Raw genomic sequence first — 16,424 nt, 5'->3', positions numbered from 1 at the left:
GAGACAATGCCGACGAATGTGGCATACCCCCTACCCGCCTCAGGATCCCGCCCCGACCCCTCGACGCCGGGCCGCGATGTGCTCGGCGACCATGATCGTGGGGATGTTGATGTTAGCCGACGGCGGTTCAGGAAGGATCGAGGCGTCGACTACCGAGAGGCCCGGCACTCCGTACACCCGTCCCGAGGTGTCGACCACAGCGCCGGCCCGGGGGTCCGTTCCCATCGCACAGGTACCCACGGGGTGGTGGTAAGTCGTGGCCGTGGCCTTGATCCAGGTGCGAACGGCGACGGCGTCAGCCACCAGGTCCTTCTGGGGCGCGAGCCGGGAACCGCCAGTGATCCGGGTCAGATGAGGGTGGGCCGCGGCGGCGTCCGCGAGCTGCAGGCCCTCCACCAATCGATCGATGTCCACCGGATTGCGGAAGTACCCGAGGTCGATGGCCGGTGCGGCCGTCGGGTCGAGTGTGAGCAGCCGCACCTCGCCGCGCGACGCCGRCTTCAACAACGCAGCGGCGAGCATGCAGCGGTACCCGTCCCCGAGCCGGTACGGTCCGCAGACCATGAGCTGGAGATCCGGTGGATCCGCCGCGGAACTCCGGCTGCTCCGGGCTGTCGCCAGCATCTGGAAGATGGGAGGGTCTCCGAGTGGCTGGAGACAGGGCAGGTCGATTGCCACCCACGGGTGGTCGGCAAGATTCGTCCCCACACCCGGCAGGTCGATCGTGACGGGCCTGCCCAATGCGGCTACGTCCGCGGCGGGGCCGATGCCAGAGCGGATGAGCAGCGCGGGCGAATGGTAGGCGCCAGCGCAGACAATCACCTCATCGGCCGCGATGATCTCGCCCTCGGAGGACCGGACACCTATCGCACGCCCGCGCCGTAGCACGACCTCGGCGATCGGACAGGTCGCGCGGATCGTCAGGTTGGGCCGGGAGCGGACGGGATCCAGATAGGCCAGCGCCGTACTGACCCGCAGGCCCCGCACACAGTTGACTGGTAGCGCCGAGAGACCGACAGCCCCCGGGGCGTTGTGGTCTGGAATTCGCGGGATCCCAACCTCCGCGATGGCGTCCTCCATCGCAAGCGTGAGCTCGGACTGTTCGTCCCCCTGATAGCGGCGGATCGGCACAGGGCCGTCCGTCCCGTGATAGGGCGACGACCCGAAGTCCTGGTCATGCTCAAGGCGGAGGAAAGAGGGCAGCACGTCCGCGAAAGTCCATCCCGGCAAGGCCCAGCCGTCGTAATCGGCCGGATGCCCGCGCAGGGCGAAGGTGGCATTGACGGCCGACGAGCCGCCGGTCACCCGCCCCTGCGGAAGGTCCAACGGAGGACCGCCGGCGACGCCTGTTCCATGTAGCCCCCAGTCGTGCGAGGCCGTGCTGGTGCCATGGATGCCGTCCGCGAGGTCGGCCGGAAGCCTTGCCGCCGGGTAGTCCGGCCCCGCTTCGAACAGCACCACCTCGCGGTCGGCGTCCTCGCTGAGCCGCGAAGCCAACACGCAGCCTGCACTGCCCGCACCCACCACGGCCACGTCATACCGGCTCTTCATCGCTTGCCCTCGCTTCCAACTCCAGTCTCGGCCGGTGGCCGGTATTTGACTAGTTCGGAAATCGAGCGGGCCAAGAGAGGTCTCCGGGCCGCCATGAACGCCGACGGCACGGATACCCGTCCGTCTGGACAATCAGGAGGATTTAGCTGCCGGCTTTGTACACTTCCAGCTCGAGGGTGATGAAAGCGTCGATCATCGCCCGGTAGGTCTTCTCGACAAGTTCAACGTCGATGTCCTTCTTTTCCGCCGTCGCGCGGACGTGTTCGATGACCCGCTCCACACGGCCGGGCGCACGGACCTCGGCGCTGTCCGCCTTGAGGGTCCCGGCGATCCGGATCAGACGCTCACGGCGCCCGATCAGGGACACAATCTGCTCGTCCACCTCGTCAACAGCCACCCGCACGGCGGCGAGCTGTTCGCGGTCGGCCTGGGCGGCCTTGTCGTCTGCGTGATTTGTGGGCATGTGCATGACAGTATCGAAAGATGCAGCCACGAGTCGACTTCATATCACTAGGTGTCCGCAGTGTTGACGCCTCACACCGCTTCTACGTCGATGGCCTCGGATGGCCGGTCCACCGGGAAGTGCCCGGGGAGGTGCTCTTCATCCAGGTCAACCACGGCCTCATCCTCTCCCTCTGGGACGCGGGCCAAATGCAGTCCGAAGCGGCCACCGACGCCCCTGCCGGCATTGCCACCATCACCCTGAGCCACAATCTGGCCAGCACGGCAGAAGTCGACTGGGTGATGGCCGAAGCCGAGAGCGCCGGAGCGTCCATCATCGCCGAACCAAAGACCCAGTCCTGGGGCGGTTACACCGGCTACTTCGCCGACCCCGACGGCTACCGCTGGGAGGTTGCCTTCAACCCAGACTGGGTGGTCGACGGCGGCGGCAAAGTAACGCTTTGAAGTCCGGTACCCAACGCCGGCCCATGCCGGGGCTCTGAAGTCCTAGAACAGGCTCCCCACCGGCTGGATGAGTTCCGGTGAGTCATTCCTGACGTTCCCGACGGCGGTGCCGACGGCGTCGATCGTCCAGCCTTCCGCGACGTCGTGCGCCCCGGCCCGGACCAGGTCCACGAGTCCGGCCGCGTCATCGGCCTGCGGGTCCAGCCACGTCTGCATCGTCTCGCGGTTCATGGGCAGCGGAACCCTGTCATGCAGCGCGGTCAATTCGGCCAGCATTCCCCCGGCGTAGCCCTCCGGCGGGGAGTCGGTGGTCATGATCGAGGTCGAGAGCATCCAGCGCTCCGGGTCGCCCTCAGCCTTGGACGGGTCCCTCCACCATTCGTAGAGTCCTGCGAAGACAATGGGGTGCCCGTCCGTGGGATGGACGTAGTAGGGCTGCTTGCTGCGGCCCTCGCCCTTCCACTCGTAGTAGCCGTCCGCGGGGACGGCACAGCGCCGGGAGCGGGTCGCTTTCCGGAAGGCAGGCTTCTCCAGCACGGTCTCGCTGCGGGCATTGATCATCTTCGACCCGATGCCCGGGTCCTTGGCCCAGGAGGGCACCAGGCCCCAGCGCGCGATGTGCAACTGGCGGACCGGCTCCCCGTCCACCAGCCGTTCGAGCAGGATCGGCACATCCGCCGTCGGGGCCACGTTCCACGACGGCGGAATCGCGATCTCATCCTCCAGCCCGGCATCGAATTCGGCCAGCAGGTCCCCGACGGCCCGGGCCATCACGTAGCGTCCACACATGGCACCAGCATGCCACCGCACCCATTCCGTGTCATCCGCGCCTTCGTGATTCTCTGCTCAGCCCGCCGAGGTCGCCGGAAACGTGCGAAGTCGCCGGAACTTTCCGGCGACTTCGCAGCTTTCCCCGAATTCGCGTCATCCGTGYGCAGTGCCGTCACGCGCCTGCGGGAATAGCGGGCTCCGGGGTACGGTTGTTGGTAGTGACGTACGACTTCAGTGGGGCCGGCCTACACGCCGGCCCTACCCATATGTTTGAGGAGAACTTCGTGGACTTCACCCCCGAATCCGGCACCATCACCATGTTTTCGACCACGTGGTGCGGCTACTGCAACCGGTTGAARAAGCAGCTGGACGCGCAGGGCATCGGGTACACCGAGATCAACATCGAGGAAGTCGAAGGCACCGCCGATCTCGTCGAGCAGCTCAACGGMGGCAACCGCACCGTCCCCACGGTGCTGTTCCCGGACGGCACCGCCGCCACCAAYCCCTCYGCRGCAGAGGTCAAGAGCCGGCTCGCSGCCTARTCCCTSCCTGTAACCAAGACACCAAACCACGACGGCGCGGCCTCCCAAGGGCCGCGCCGCCGCCCGTTGTGCCAGTAAGTTGTGCGAGAAATCCGCGTCCAGAGCAGAGGAGCTTGTTTCATGGTCCATAAAGTCAAAGCAGCAGTAGTCCGTTCCAAGAATGCCGACGTCACCCTGGAGACGATCCTGGTGCCGGACCCGGGCCCCGGCGAGGCACTCGTTGACATCCTGACCTGCGGCGTCTGCCACACAGATCTGCACTACAAGCAGGGCGCCATCAACGACGACTTCCCGTTCCTGCTCGGCCACGAAGCCACCGGCGTTGTCAGTGCGGTGGGGCSGGACGTCACGGASGTCGCCCCCGGCGACCGCGTGGTGCTGAACTGGCGTGCCGTCTGCGGCGAGTGCCGGGCCTGCCGCCGCGGTGAGCCYCAGTACTGCTTCAACACCCACAACGCMACCCAGAAGATGACGCTGGAGGACGGCACGGAGCTGGCCCCSGCACTTGGCATCGGCGCCTTCGCCGAAAAGACCCTCGTTGCCGCMGGCCAGTGCACCAAGGTGGACCCCGMCGCCGACCCCGCCGCCGTCGGRCTGCTCGGCTGCGGCGTCATGGCAGGCATCGGCGCGGCAATCAACACCGGYAACGTCCAGCGCGGCGATTCGGTYGCCGTGATYGGCTGCGGCGGAGTGGGCGTGGCGGCCGTYGCCGGYGCRGCGCTTGCCGGCGCCACCACKGTGATCGCCGTCGACATCGATGCCAAGAAGCTCCAGCGCGCCAAGGACCTCGGCGCCACCCACACGGTGGACTCCTCSGCCGTCGACCCCGTCRAGGCGATCCGCRAGCTGACCGGCGGCTTCGGCGCCGATGTGGTGATCGACGCCGTCGGCCGCCCGGAAACGTACAAGCAGGCCTTCTACGCCCGTGACCTCGCCGGCACCGTGGTCCTGGTGGGCGTCCCGAGCCCCGAAATGACGCTGGAGTTGCCCTTGCTGGACGTGTTCGGCCGCGGCGGCTCGCTGAAGTCCTCCTGGTACGGCGACTGCCTGCCCTCGCGGGACTTCCCCATGCTCATCAGCCTCTACCGGCAGGGCAAGCTGGACCTGGACGCCTTCGTGACCGAGCGGATCACGATCGAGCAGATCGAGGAAGCGTTCGGCAAGATGCATGCCGGCTCGGTGCTGCGCTCGGTGGTGGAACTGTGAGCCTCCGGATCGACCGGCTGGTCACCTCCGGAACGTTTTCGCTCGACGGCGGGACCTGGGACGTGGACAACAACGTCTGGATCATCGGCGACGACACCGAATGCGTCATCATCGACCCCGCCCACGATCCCGTTGCGGTGGCCGCCGCCGTCGCGGGCAGGACGGTCAAGGCGATCCTGCTMACGCACGGCCATGATGACCACATCCGCGCCGTGGGCGAGGTCCGGACGCTCGTGGACGCGCCCGTTTACCTGCACCGGGCGGACTGGATGCTCTGGGAGCAGGTGTTCCCCGGCACCGCGCCGGACCACGCCATTGCCGACGGCGACACGTTCGACGTCGCCGGTGCCGGGCTGGTGGCACTCCACACMCCCGGTCATTCCCCCGGCTCCGTGTGCTTCCTGMYCGGGWWCGAGGGCWCCGGGWWCGAGGGCWCCGGGTTGGAAAACACCGTGTTCAGCGGCGACACGCTGTTCARGGGCGGTCCGGGAGCGACCGGACGTTCCTTCAGCGACTTTCCCACCATTATCGAATCCATCCGGAACCGGCTCCTGCCGTTGCCCGCGGACACGGTGGTCCGYACCGGCCACGGKGATCCGACGACGATCGGTGAAGAGGCCGGCCACCTSGAGGAMTGGATCGCGCGGGGACACTGACGGCKCCTCATTCCGCCGGACCGGATTCGTGGGGACCTGGACCGCRYTGGCGTGTCCGGGTCCCCCGATASCCGGCCGCCGGGTACTAGGCTGTGGGGCCATGAGACCAAACCCCAGCATGGAACCCGCAACCTTCACCGCAGACATGCGGACCCAGTTCGACGCGTTCCTCGATGAGCACCGKGCRGATCTGCTMGCCTGCCTCGACGGACTGACCGAMCAGGAGGCCCGGGCGTCCCTGGTGCCGTCAAGRACCACCCTCCTGGGRCTTCTCAAGCACGCCACCGTCGTGGAAAAGGTCTGGTTTGACGAGGCCATCACGTGCAGGACGCGGCAGGAAATCGGTATCCCGGCSACTCCGGATGAATCGTTCATCCTCGAAGAGGGCGACACCATCGCCGGTCTACAGGCCACCTACGTCCAGGCCTGCGAGGATTCACGCCGTCAGGCTGCTTCCCTCGACCTGGACGACCTGGTCAGGGGCAACAGGCGCGGTCCGCTGCCCCTGCGCTGGGTCTACCTGCACATGCTCCGKGAACTCGCSCAGCACTGCGGCCACGCGGACATCCTGCGCGARCAGATCCTCGCCGCGCGCWCCTGACGGTGCCAARTCGCGGTTCCCGGAATGTCCCTACAYGTTTGCCCGGCGGGTGCAGGTTTAGCGCGGATGCGGCCCACCCCCGATGCGTTTTCACAGGGTCGCATCCGCGCTGGTCTATGGGAGCCCCGGRTCGGGGCTGTTGCCCTGCCTGCCTGGGCGGCAGCGTCCGCGCAAGGAACCGGGCAGGCCGGCCGCAGTGGGGGTGCTGGAGCCTGGGACTGGGCCTGGGACTGGGAGCAGGGCGACGGCACTGCGGGCGGCCAGTCGGACGGCAGCAACCGCCAGCAAGCCGGCGCCGGGGCTGACKGTGACATCGGTTCTGGTGGGCATGGGGCTGGGACTCCCGCAACGAARWGGGCGGCCGCTTCCTGACCAAATTCAGGGTATCAATCGCGTTTGCCGCATGAAAGGAAAAGAGAGTAACAATTCATATGCAACTATTCCGTCGACACTTACCTGAGTTCCCGCAATCCGTTCCAGTGTGAGTGGACCAAACCCTGCGTGTGGATTACCAGCCGTTTGAGRCTGCGCCGTGTAGGCYCCGGACTCAGAAACTTTAATGGCCGAAGTGACCCTGGACCACTACCCGTTGSGAGCGTGATTTCGGTGAGGAACGACATACATCCGGTGCTCTCCATCGGGATGATCGTSGGTGGCCAGACGCCAGAAAGTAAAATCTGGACAGAGACGATCCAACGCCTCAGCATTGCCGTGCGGGASATCAGRGGTGAAATTGAYTCCAGCCTTCGGATCAACATTGAGTTCCATATCCCGGGACCCATTCTCACTCCAGAATTTGAGGGCGTTCGAACCGGATACTTCAGCAGGAAAGCCGGGGYTCTCAAGGTCCAAGTTGCGGKGCCGGCARTCCCTCCTTCAGRTCCCTACGCGCACGYCGTCAAGTCAATGCGGGACGCTGTCCGCAAGRGGTCCTCGGCACGCTATTTCGTGCCTGGAGAATACTCCGGGTAGTATCGCCGGATTTCTTGAACGGTCCTGCCGGCCTCAATCATTTGCTCAACGGAGATCATGCTCCGGACTTCCTCGTCGGAGGACTTGGTGCTGTTCCAAGGACCCATTGTCCGGTAGCAGAAGTCGTTCGGATCGCTCAGCCTCGCCTCGTTGTAGCACTCGGGATGCTCAAGTCCGCCAGAGGCAGTGTCAACAGGACTGGAAGTTGAAGAACCGAAGACAGMAGACAACCCCAGCGCGAGCAGTGGTGTGAGCGAAACAGCTCCAATTCCAATTTTTATTCGCTTATTCATGGTCCCCCCAATTGGCCATATTGTTTTGCGAGCCTACCGTACTGGTCCATGAGCTCTCCACGAGCGGAGAAACCCATGGGACTTGCCCCGGTTCGGTCTTGCCTCAATGCGCCGGCCTGGGAAACAATGTTTCCGCCTAGTCCGGCCCGCCGAAAGGGTTTGATCAATGACAGTGCGAGATATCTCTTCAATCGGCGCGCCTTGCTGGGTCGACGCCTGGCAGCCCGATCCCCGGGCGGCCAAAGAATTCTATGGTTCGCTCTTCGGCTGGAGTTTTGACGAGCCGACGCCGATGCCGGCCGGTCTCGACGGCGACTATTACGCCGCGCGCTTGCGCGGGAAGCTGGTGGCGGGCATCGGGCAGGCGCCGCCGCAGTCGCCGGCGGGGTGGATCACCCACGTGCGGGTCGACGACGTCGGGGAAACCCTGACTCGTGCCGAACGGGCTGGAGGCAAGCGCCTGGAGCCGTTTGATGCCGGCCCGGGCGACCAAATTGCTGTGCTCACCGATGCCACCGGCGTCCCGTTCTGCCTGCGGCAGGCGGGCGGSAACGACGGCGCCGAGCTGGCCAATGAGCCGAACTGCTGGGCCATGAGCTCCCTTCACACCACAGATCCCGAGCGTGCCCAGGCATTCTATGGCGCACTGTTCGGCTGGGAAGTCGATTCGGGGACCGACGCGCCTTTCTCGCGGTGGCTCCGCAAGGGCCGGGTCGTGGCSGTTGYGGCGGCCACAGACGGCCTCGCGGTTCCGCCGCATTGGAGCGTCAATTTYGCCGTCCACGACGCSGACGCCATCGCCCGGCACGCCGTCGCTCTCGGTGGYGGCATCTTGATGGCGCCCAYGGACACACCGGGATTTCGCAGCGCCGTGATCAGTGACCCGCAAGGCGGCGTCATCGCGGTCAGCGCCACCACCGGCTGACTCTGGTCTTGCCGTTCATAGGCGTCAGCACCCCAAGACGGTACTGGTAGGGTCAGCCCATGGATGAAATTTTGGGGAAGTTCATCGACAATTTCGCGCGTCTGGTGGAGCTCGCACAGTCCGGGCAGCATCGGGTGCAGCCGGGAACCCAGCTGYTGACCACGCTCACCRACCATYTGGGGGTCCAGGCAGAATCAGTGGCTGTGGTGGTKGAGGAAATTCCGCCGCATCGGTTCGTGGACTCGGACATCCTTATGGAAGAGCTCGCCGCAGAGGACCCCGAGTTCCGGCTCGTGGGCATCGGCGGAGGAGACCAACGGCACCATCATTCGCTGAGCGACATGCTGCAGCAGTCCCAGCTATATCCTCAATACCCGCTGTCCCAGCCGGACTACACCAACCTCGCTGTCGGCCCGGACCAGCAGCGGCAGGCCGTGGCACTGGGACTATGGCTATTCAGCCACGAAGGCAGTCCACTCGCGGTGCTGCAGCGGGACGCCAACCCACGGTATGGCCGACAGTCAGCGTCCCTCGAGGTCTTGGCCGGCGCCACCGATCAGGCCGCACGCTTCCTCTCGGAGTTCCGCCGYCGTATGCAGCACCGCAGCGTACTYAAGGGSCAGGTCATTTCGTTGGTGATGGGCGAGTATGGTCCTAGCGCGGCCGGGGTGACCTTTCACSCCCGGCCGGCCCTTGCCGCGTCCGATGTCATCCTGCCCGATGGGCTGCTGGGGAAAGTGTCGGACCACGCCCTAGGWATYGCCGAGCACCGGGACTCGCTGGACAAGTACGGCCAGCACCTCAAACGCGGGATCCTGCTCTAYGGCAGGCCGGGGACCGGAAAGACCCACACGGTGCGGTATTTGTTGAGTCGAAGCGAAGATGTCACCGCAATCCTCCTTTCGGGGGGATCGCTCGCCAGGATCTCAGAAGCCGCCACCATGGCCCGGGCCCTGCAGCCGTCCATCGTCGTTCTGGAGGACTGTGATCTCATCGCCGAGGACCGCAGCTTCGGGCACGGACCCCAGCCGCTGCTGTTCGAGGTGCTGGACGCCATGGACGGTTTGGCCAGCGACGCCGACGTGGCGTTCGTCCTCACCACCAACCGCGTGGAYATGCTCGAACGTGCCCTCGCMCAGCGTCCCGGACGTGTGGACCTGGCCGTGGAAATCCCCCTGCCGGCCCAGGCGGAGCGGGTCTCGCTGATCAAACTGTATGCCCGCGGTATTCCCTTCACCCCGGACGCAATTGACGATGCCGCGGCCCGCACCGACGGCACCACTGCCTCGTTCGCGCGCGAACTCGTCCGCCGGGCGGTGGTTGCCGGCGCGTTGGAAGGCGCGCCCGTGGCGGACCCTCATCTGGTGAAGGCTGTGGATGACCTGATGGCCGACAGCGCCGCCCTCACCCGAAGCCTCCTCGGCAGCGGCAGCGGGGGCGACCCTGGGGGCAATGGAGGACCATTTCCCGGGCCGCCGGCACCTTTTTAYCCCGGGGGCTAGTTCAATTCCCCTCCGGCAGTCATGCCGGGTGACGGCAATGCCGGCGGACGTGCGTGGGCCGTCAACGCCGCCAGCGGTAGGGAGTGGTTGTTGACACCCGGTGCAAGCCGGAGCGTTCCAGGATTGGCCGCGAATARTCTGTCGAGTCGCTGTGGATGAGTGTCTTSCCCAGCGCCAGCGCTGCTCGGGCCCGGGCCGCGGTGAGMGCCCGATAAATACCCTGGCCGCGCCATTGTGCACGTGTTGCCCCGCCCCAGATGCCCGCGAAGTCCGTGTTCGGTACTGGCTCGAGGCGGCCCGCGCTCACAATCGCCCCATCATGCTCGGCCACCCACAGTTCCATACCGTCGTCCAGGGCCACGCGATGCAGGATTGCATCAGCATTGCCGTCAGAAACGGAATCACCGAAAACCTCATCCTGCATCGCGCTCATGGCGCGGATATCCCGTTCTTCGGTGAACCGCCGCAGGCTGATGCCGGGCGGGAGCGGCACCTCCGCATTCAGCGCGCTGGCAGGACCGATCATGATCGATTCGGTCTCATCGGGCTCAAATCCGTTTGCGAGCAGCGCATCGTGGAGTCCAGGCGCGTGATCGTGGCCACGGGTTTTCCATTCGATCCGCACGATTTTGGGATCGTTGCGGTAGAACGCGAGCGCCTCGGCCACCCAATGCGCGATTGTCTGGGCGCTGGCCCCCTCGAGGTCCTGATAGGTCACGAAGCCCCTGCCGCCGGGAAAGGTCACCAGGCGCAGCGGGCCGAGCCGTTCACCGGCGACGGCGCTTGGAGTCTCGGCATCTGTGCGGAGCTGCTGGTCGTAGGCAATGAGAAGTTCTTCAGAAAGAGTCATCGGGACCCACGGTACAGGGTCCGGACTCGGAYTCGGACTCGGACTCGGAGATCATTCCGGGGCCAGGGCGTGAGCCGGAAGCGTCCCTTAGTGGGTGATTGTCAGGGGTTTCACCGGCATTGCACACGAGACGCGCACGGCCTGGGCGTCCCCTGCTCCCGCCACGCGGTTGTTCCGGCCCGTGTCATCGCACCAGTCAATGTTGTAGGGCATTGCGGTTACGGCGGCAGCCCCCACGGCCGTCCGGGCGGGTASGACGAATGTGTACGTGAACCCACCGGCGTCGTTCATGGCGGAGGTGGTGTTGACCACCTCCGCACCTGCGGCGTCGGTGACGCTCACTTGGATTCGTGCGTTCTGGCCGTAGCGTGGATTGCAGGCAGCGTCCGGCGCTGACACCGTGACGCTTTGCCCCGGTTTGGCTTCCGTCGGGCTCAGCGAATAGGCGGGCGGGAAACAAGGCGGTTCCTGGCCAGCGGTGGACGAACACCCCGAAACCGAGGCAACCAGCACCAGCGCGCCAACCGTGGCGCCTATCGCGGCGCGCCGGTCACGGTCCTTCAGGTCTAAAGCCATACCGAGAGTGTCGCCGATCCAGGAAGCTATGCCTACTAATGCCCCGAATTCGTACCCGAACTGTTGCCTGGTGCGCCAGAGGCCAAAATTGGGGCTCAGATTGGGGCCCAGCCCGCACAGCTACGACTCCCGCACGCACGTCGGGCCTATGATCGGGCCATGGGATCACCCGGAATTACCCGACGGGCCCTTCTGGGGCTCGGGGTCGGCACCGTGGCGGCGGCGTCGGTCGCGGGGTGCGCCGGCCCTGGCACGTCGAGCCAGGCACCACCAACGCAACCCATCGCCATGCGCTCCGGCAGCTTTACCTCGCGGTTCCGGCCGCAGGAACCCACGGGCTGGTCGCTGGCCGTGCCGGRATCCCCCGGCGACACCCCTGCCGTTCCCTTGCCCGTTGCCCTGTTCCTGCATGGCACGGGCGCGGACCACCGCATGGTCTTCGACGAACTGGATGCAGGTGGAGTCCTGGCTCGCCATGTGGCCCGCGGAGGGACGCCGTTCGCGATCGCTGCCATTGACGGAGGCGAAACGTGGTGGCATCGCCGGGACTCCGGAACCGACACGCAGTCCATGCTGGTCGAGGACTTCCTCCCCCTCCTGGCCAGCCAGGGAGTCGACACCGGCAGGCTCGCCGTGTTCGGCCTATCGATGGGCGGCTTCGGCGCCCTGCTCCTGGCCTCCCAGCACCGGGTCCCCGGCCTCCGCGCCGTCGCCGCGATGAGCCCGGCAGTCTGGAGCCTTTACGACGCCGGCCGGTCCGACAACTTCGACAGCGCCGCGGACTTTGCCGCCAACGACATCTTCGCGCTGCGGCCGGAGCTGGAGCCGCTGCCGAAGAGAATCGACTGCGGCACGGCGGACAACCTGCTGTTCAGCGTGAAGGACTATGTGAAGGACCTGCCAGGGGCACACGAGGGAGCCTTCCAAGAGGGCGGCCACGACAGCGGCTACTGGCGTTCCATCCTCCCGGAGGTCATTTCCTTCCTRGGCAGGAACCTCACGTGAAGMYGGCCGCGACCCTGTGGCGCCGGCGGCACTGGAGCGTGCCCGCCGCCGGCTGAGTGTTCCCGCCACACGCATGCAGAGCACCCAGTAGGCTACCCCGACGGCGAGTGAGACRACGACGGCGAGCGCRGGACTTATCTCCGCCAGCGGCGGGTAGACCAGCCAGTGCACCAGGTATGCGTAGAGGGAGGCGCTGGCCAGCATCACCGTGAGCCGGCGCAAGCCCATCGGCACCGGGATGCTGGGCAGCCAGATAAGCAGCAGGATTCCGGCCAGGAGCGTCCACTCCCGGCCCGGGTTCTCAAAGAATCCCGGAACGGTCAGAGCAGCAATGGCCGAGACCAGGCAACGCTGGGCAATGGTCCGGGACCGGGCGATAGCCCACCCCAGTGCGAAGAGCCAGAGGGCGGGCGCCGTGTGCGGCACCCCGGGGTTGACCAGTTCATAGCGGGTCAGGAGACCCAGGCCGGTCAGCGCCAGCGGAAAGAGCAGGGGGAAGCGCCGCTCGGCWCGGTCMGCCCACGGRATGGCCAGCAGCGCCGTCGCCGCCACCAGCAGGTAGACAAGGACTTCGATGAACCAGAAATGCCATTGGGTGGTCACCGCCTCCGGTCCGAGGATGGCGTTAAGCAGCAGGATGTTGACCGGTGTGTAGTTGTCGGTGACCAGGTAGGCCAGCGCGATGAACGCCATGCTCGGCACCACGATCCTTGCCMCGCTGGCCAACTGCCGCCGCAGCCGCGGGATACGCTTCCCGGAGAGCTGGAAGCGCGCGAAGTTGTACCCRGCCACGGCCATGAGCACGTGGGCCGCACCCTGCCAGCTGAACAGGCCGACGTGTGTGCTGACGATCAGGACGATCCCCACCGCCCGCAGCACGATGCTCGTTTCAAGTGGYGCAAAGAGCCGCCGCCGCTTCCGGACCGGGGCAGCCTGGGGCCGAGGTTCCAGGTCMCGGACCGGAGTGACATGCCAATCCGGCGGGAGGTGACCCAAGGCTTGTTCGAGCCGGACCGATGCAGCCACGTAGGACAGCGAGTCCCCACCCAGCGAGACAAAGGTGTCCTCGTCCCCAATGCCGGCGCACTCCAGGGCGTCCTCGAAGATCTTCCGGACGCTGTCCGGCGCACCGCTTCCCGTCGTCGGCTCAGGTGCCGGCCCGGGTTTCGGCCCAGACAGGGCCAGGACAGCCCGGTAGTCCAGTTTGCCCGTGGGCAAACGCGGGAGATGCTCGACGGCGTGCACCTCAAGGGCCGCTCGCGGCAAGCCCACGCCCTGGGCGAGCACCTTGGCCAGCAGCTGAGTGTCGTGGTCGCCTTCAACGGCGACAACGACGCCGTCGTCCGTCCCTGCGCTGGCGGCCCGCACCCCGAGGTCCGCCAGGAGCCGCTCCACCTGTCCAAGGTCAACGCGAAGCCCGACGATCTTGACGAACCGGCTGCGCCGGCCCACCACTTCGTAGACACCTGCCGGGTGTTTCCGGGCGAGGTCGCCGGTGCGGAGTTYGGTGATGGTCCGCCCAGCGGCGAGGTCCGACGGGCTCTCGGCGTAGCCCAGCATGACGTTGGGGCCGGTGTAGACGAGTTCGCCGTGCTCCAGCCCCGGCACCGGGTCGATGCGGAACGATCCGCCGGGCACCGGGATGCCGACAGCGCCCGGGACTTCGGCCGCYAGTTCCGGAGGGAGGTACGCCATGCGGGCTGTCGCCTCGGTCTGGCCGTACATCACGAAGAATTCCCAACCGTGGCGGYGGCCCAGTTCGGCGTATTTCCTCACCGATTCCGGCGCCAGCCTCCCCCCGGCCTGCGTGATGTAGCGCAGGCTGGGCAGGTCCATGTCCGCGAACCCGACCCGTTCCAGCAGTTCAAAGGTGTAGGGAACGGCCGCCAGGGACGTGGCCCCCYGGCGCCGGAAGAGCTCCCAAAAGCATGGATCAACCACGGAAAGGTCGGTGAGCACCAGTCCGGCTCCACGGAGCAGGTAGCTGTTGATTACGGACAGTCCGTAGCAGTAGGACATGGGCAGCGTCGTCGCCGCGCGGTCATCCGGGCCGATGTTCAGGTACTCCGAGATCGACTCGGCGTTGGATTGCAGGTTGGCGTGCGAGAGGCGAACGAGTTTCGGCGAGCCCGTGGATCCGGACGTGCTCAGCAGGAGCGCCAGGTCCGGATGCAGCTCGTGGCGGGTGCCGGGCCGGCGCTCTTCAAGTACCGTCCGCCCGTTCCCGGGCCGCATGACGACGTCAGGGTCGTAAGCGGCCACCATGGATTCCAAGGCCGCAGGCTTGTCCTCGGGCAGGAGGATCAGGGGGTGGCCAGCCGTCAGCGCGGCCAGGTAGGCCACGATCGAATCGAGGTCGTTGSTCGCGGCCAGCGCGACGAGGCGCCGTTCCGGGCCGAGCCGCAACGCCAATTCATCGACGCGCCCCGCCAGCTCCCGGTAGGTCAGTGCGTAGTGGTCCGTGAGGATGGCGGGCTYGTCCCCGTAGCTCGCAAGATCGGCGGCAAAGGRCACCCGCTTGAAATCAAGCTGCGTGGTCACCAAACCATGCTATTAGATTAGGCTTACCTAATCAAAATTAGGGTATGAAATGTTTGCGTAATCGCCCGGAATGAGTATCCTCCTTATTTAGGTGCCCCTAACTAAGGGTTTCCTCAACGGCGTCGTTGGGGAAGTCCACCGCGCCACGGCACCGCCCCCACCGACMCGAAGGACTCCCCCATGCCCAGTATCACCCTGCCYAAAAACGCTCTACCCAAAAACACCCCGCCCAAAAACACTCYGCGGTTCCGGAAGATGCTTGCCTTGGTTGCTGCGGCAACCGCGGCTCCGCTGGCCCTGACCGGCTGCATGGACAACGCAAAAACTGCGGCCGCAGCGGACGGAACGATCCAGGTCACCAGCACCCAGACAGAATGCAAGGTCTCCACCGGTCAGGTCCCCAGCGGCAACCTGACCTTCGCTGTCAAGAACRACGGATCACAGGCCACAGACTTCTACCTCCTGGCCGAAGACGGGCTGCGGGTCATCGGCGAAGTCGAGAACATCGGTCCCGGCCTGAGCCGCAACCTGGTGGTCACGGCGGCYGCCGGCAAGTACACCACGGCCTGCAAGCCCGGARCGCAGGGCGACGGAATCCGCGCAGGCTTTAGCGTCACGGACTCCGGGACGAATGCCGCCGTCGACGCCGGCCTGCAGGAGCTCGCGGACACSGGCACGCGGCAATACACCGCGTACGTGAAGGACCAGACCAATCAGCTGGTGGACGGAACGAAGGCGTTCGCGGAGGCCTACGCYGCMGGAGACCYGGAGAAGGCCCGCGGACTCTACGCCGCAACCCGCATGCAYTGGGAACGCATTGAGCCSGTAGCCGAGTCCTTCGGGGACCTCGACCCSAAGCTCGATGCCCGCGAAGCCGACCTGGAACCGGSCCAGGCCTGGACGGGCTGGCACCGGGCCGAAAAGGACCTGTTCCCGCCCGCCGGCTACACTCCCCTGACTGTCGCGGAACGCGCCGGCCTGGCCAAACAGCTCGTTGCAGACACCGAAGACCTGGCCCAGCGGACGCGCACGGTGGAACTCACCGCAGACAAGATCGGCAACGGCGCCAAGGAACTCCTGGACGAAGTGGCCACCGGCAAAGTCACCGGTGAGGAAGAAATCTGGTCCCACACGGATCTCTGGGACTTCCAGGCCAACGTTGACGGAGCCCGGATCGCCTTCGAGAGCCTGAAGCCCGTGCTGCAGCGCAAGGACCCGGCCCTCGCCGACACCCTGGAGGCAAAGTTCGCGGCCTTGCAGACCGGGCTCAAGCAGCACTCCGCCGGCGACGGCTTCGCCTACTACAACGAGCTCAGCCAGGCCCAGGTCCAGCAGCTCGCTGCCCTGGTGGATGCCCTGGGCGAGCCGCTCGCCAAGCTCACGTCCGCGGTAGTCCTGTGAGCGGCTGCCCCTTCAGCGGCAGCCCCGGGCACACTCCCGACGACGGCGCGCCGGAGTCCGAAGCTGCCGCAGGACCGCCGGCCGCCGGCGGCTCGGCCAACCGTGGGCTGTCCCGCCGCTGGCTCC

General features: G+C 66.3%; 14 protein-coding genes and 1 pseudogene. 9 read left to right on the top strand and 6 right to left on the bottom strand.

The features are described 5' to 3' along the window. Positions 1–39 precede the first annotated feature (39 nt). Both AC1DEY_RS20320 and AC1DEY_RS20315 read right to left on the bottom strand, forming a co-directional pair. The gene (locus AC1DEY_RS20320; protein WP_476869545.1) at positions 40–1,551 is read right to left on the bottom strand and encodes a GMC family oxidoreductase; all 1,512 of its coding nucleotides are present in this window, start codon (positions 1,549–1,551) and stop codon (positions 40–42) included. 142 nt (positions 1,552–1,693) lie between these two features. Next, positions 1,694–2,020: a chorismate mutase gene (locus AC1DEY_RS20315; RefSeq protein WP_441409079.1), complete on the bottom strand. Its 327-nt coding sequence runs from the start codon at positions 2,018–2,020 to the stop codon at positions 1,694–1,696. A gap of 14 nt (positions 2,021–2,034) precedes the next feature. Between AC1DEY_RS20315 and AC1DEY_RS20310 the strand changes: the two genes are divergently transcribed. Next, positions 2,035–2,457 carry a VOC family protein gene (locus tag AC1DEY_RS20310; RefSeq protein WP_476869544.1) on the top strand — a complete coding sequence of 141 codons (423 nt, stop codon included), beginning with the start codon at positions 2,035–2,037 and terminating at the stop codon, positions 2,455–2,457. A gap of 42 nt (positions 2,458–2,499) precedes the next feature. Here AC1DEY_RS20310 and AC1DEY_RS20305 read toward each other — a convergent pair whose 3' ends face one another. After that, positions 2,500–3,246 carry an SOS response-associated peptidase gene (locus tag AC1DEY_RS20305; protein WP_476869543.1) on the bottom strand — a complete coding sequence of 249 codons (747 nt, stop codon included), beginning with the start codon at positions 3,244–3,246 and terminating at the stop codon, positions 2,500–2,502. A gap of 266 nt (positions 3,247–3,512) precedes the next feature. On the opposite strand from AC1DEY_RS20305, the gene AC1DEY_RS20300 reads away from it, so the two are divergent. The 6 genes from AC1DEY_RS20300 (at position 3,513) to AC1DEY_RS20275 (ending at position 9,925) form a co-directional block, all read left to right on the top strand. Beyond that, positions 3,513–3,770, top strand: coding sequence for a mycoredoxin (locus AC1DEY_RS20300; RefSeq protein ID WP_011692168.1), 258 nt, complete (start codon positions 3,513–3,515; stop codon positions 3,768–3,770). 120 nt (positions 3,771–3,890) lie between these two features. Next, on the top strand, positions 3,891–4,976 hold the full coding sequence (locus AC1DEY_RS20295) for an S-(hydroxymethyl)mycothiol dehydrogenase (protein ID WP_476869542.1): 1,086 nt from the start codon (positions 3,891–3,893) through the stop codon (positions 4,974–4,976). Continuing rightward, entirely contained in the window at positions 4,973–5,632 is a 660-nt protein-coding gene (locus AC1DEY_RS20290) for an MBL fold metallo-hydrolase (RefSeq protein ID WP_476869541.1), read from the top strand. Before AC1DEY_RS20295 ends, AC1DEY_RS20290 begins: the two co-directional genes overlap by 4 nt. Positions 5,633–5,750: 118 nt before the next feature. Next, positions 5,751–6,233, top strand: coding sequence for a DinB family protein (locus AC1DEY_RS20285; RefSeq protein WP_476869540.1), 483 nt, complete (start codon positions 5,751–5,753; stop codon positions 6,231–6,233). 1,431 nt (positions 6,234–7,664) lie between these two features. Next, positions 7,665–8,423, top strand: coding sequence for a VOC family protein (locus AC1DEY_RS20280; protein ID WP_476869539.1), 759 nt, complete (start codon positions 7,665–7,667; stop codon positions 8,421–8,423). 59 nt (positions 8,424–8,482) lie between these two features. Continuing rightward, positions 8,483–9,925, top strand: coding sequence for an AAA family ATPase (locus AC1DEY_RS20275; protein WP_476869538.1), 1,443 nt, complete (start codon positions 8,483–8,485; stop codon positions 9,923–9,925). A gap of 61 nt (positions 9,926–9,986) precedes the next feature. On the opposite strand, the gene AC1DEY_RS20270 is transcribed toward AC1DEY_RS20275, so the two are convergent. Together AC1DEY_RS20270 and AC1DEY_RS20265 are read right to left on the bottom strand one after the other, a co-directional pair. Then, complete coding sequence (locus tag AC1DEY_RS20270; protein WP_476869537.1) at positions 9,987–10,775, bottom strand: GNAT family N-acetyltransferase; 789 nt, start codon at positions 10,773–10,775, stop codon at positions 9,987–9,989. An 87-nt stretch (positions 10,776–10,862) separates the two neighbouring features. Then, a complete protein-coding gene (locus AC1DEY_RS20265; RefSeq protein WP_476869536.1) occupies positions 10,863–11,351 on the bottom strand; it encodes a hypothetical protein in 489 nt (162 codons plus the stop codon). Positions 11,352–11,510: 159 nt separating this feature from the next. Here AC1DEY_RS20265 and AC1DEY_RS20260 point away from each other — a divergent pair. Then, positions 11,511–12,110 (top strand): annotated as a pseudogene (locus AC1DEY_RS20260) (alpha/beta hydrolase-fold protein); the annotation flags it as partial. On the opposite strand, the gene AC1DEY_RS20255 reads toward AC1DEY_RS20260, so the two are convergent. Continuing rightward, the gene (locus tag AC1DEY_RS20255; RefSeq protein ID WP_476869535.1) at positions 11,994–14,897 is read right to left on the bottom strand and encodes an AMP-binding protein; all 2,904 of its coding nucleotides are present in this window, start codon (positions 14,895–14,897) and stop codon (positions 11,994–11,996) included. The pseudogene AC1DEY_RS20260 and the gene AC1DEY_RS20255 sit on opposite strands and share 117 nt — an antisense overlap. 255 nt (positions 14,898–15,152) lie before the next feature. On the opposite strand from AC1DEY_RS20255, the gene efeO reads away from it, so the two are divergent. Then, entirely contained in the window at positions 15,153–16,298 is a 1,146-nt protein-coding gene (gene efeO / locus AC1DEY_RS20250) for an iron uptake system protein EfeO (protein ID WP_476869555.1), read from the top strand. Positions 16,299–16,424: the final 126 nt, after the last annotated feature.

The sequence above is a fragment of the Arthrobacter sp. 05T47 genome, from assembly GCF_056395825.1.
The sequence above is the reverse complement of the archived record's forward strand: the minus strand, read 5'-3'. Positions and strand labels throughout refer to the sequence as shown.

Coding starts and splice junctions, on each gene's coding strand:
- AC1DEY_RS20315 (WP_441409079.1), bottom strand. CDS start 2,020: ATGCACATGCCCACAAATCACGCAGACGACAAGGCCGCCCAGGCCGAC.
- AC1DEY_RS20305 (WP_476869543.1), bottom strand. CDS start 3,246: ATGTGTGGACGCTACGTGATGGCCCGGGCCGTCGGGGACCTGCTGGCC.
- AC1DEY_RS20310 (WP_476869544.1), top strand. CDS start 2,035: ATGCAGCCACGAGTCGACTTCATATCACTAGGTGTCCGCAGTGTTGAC.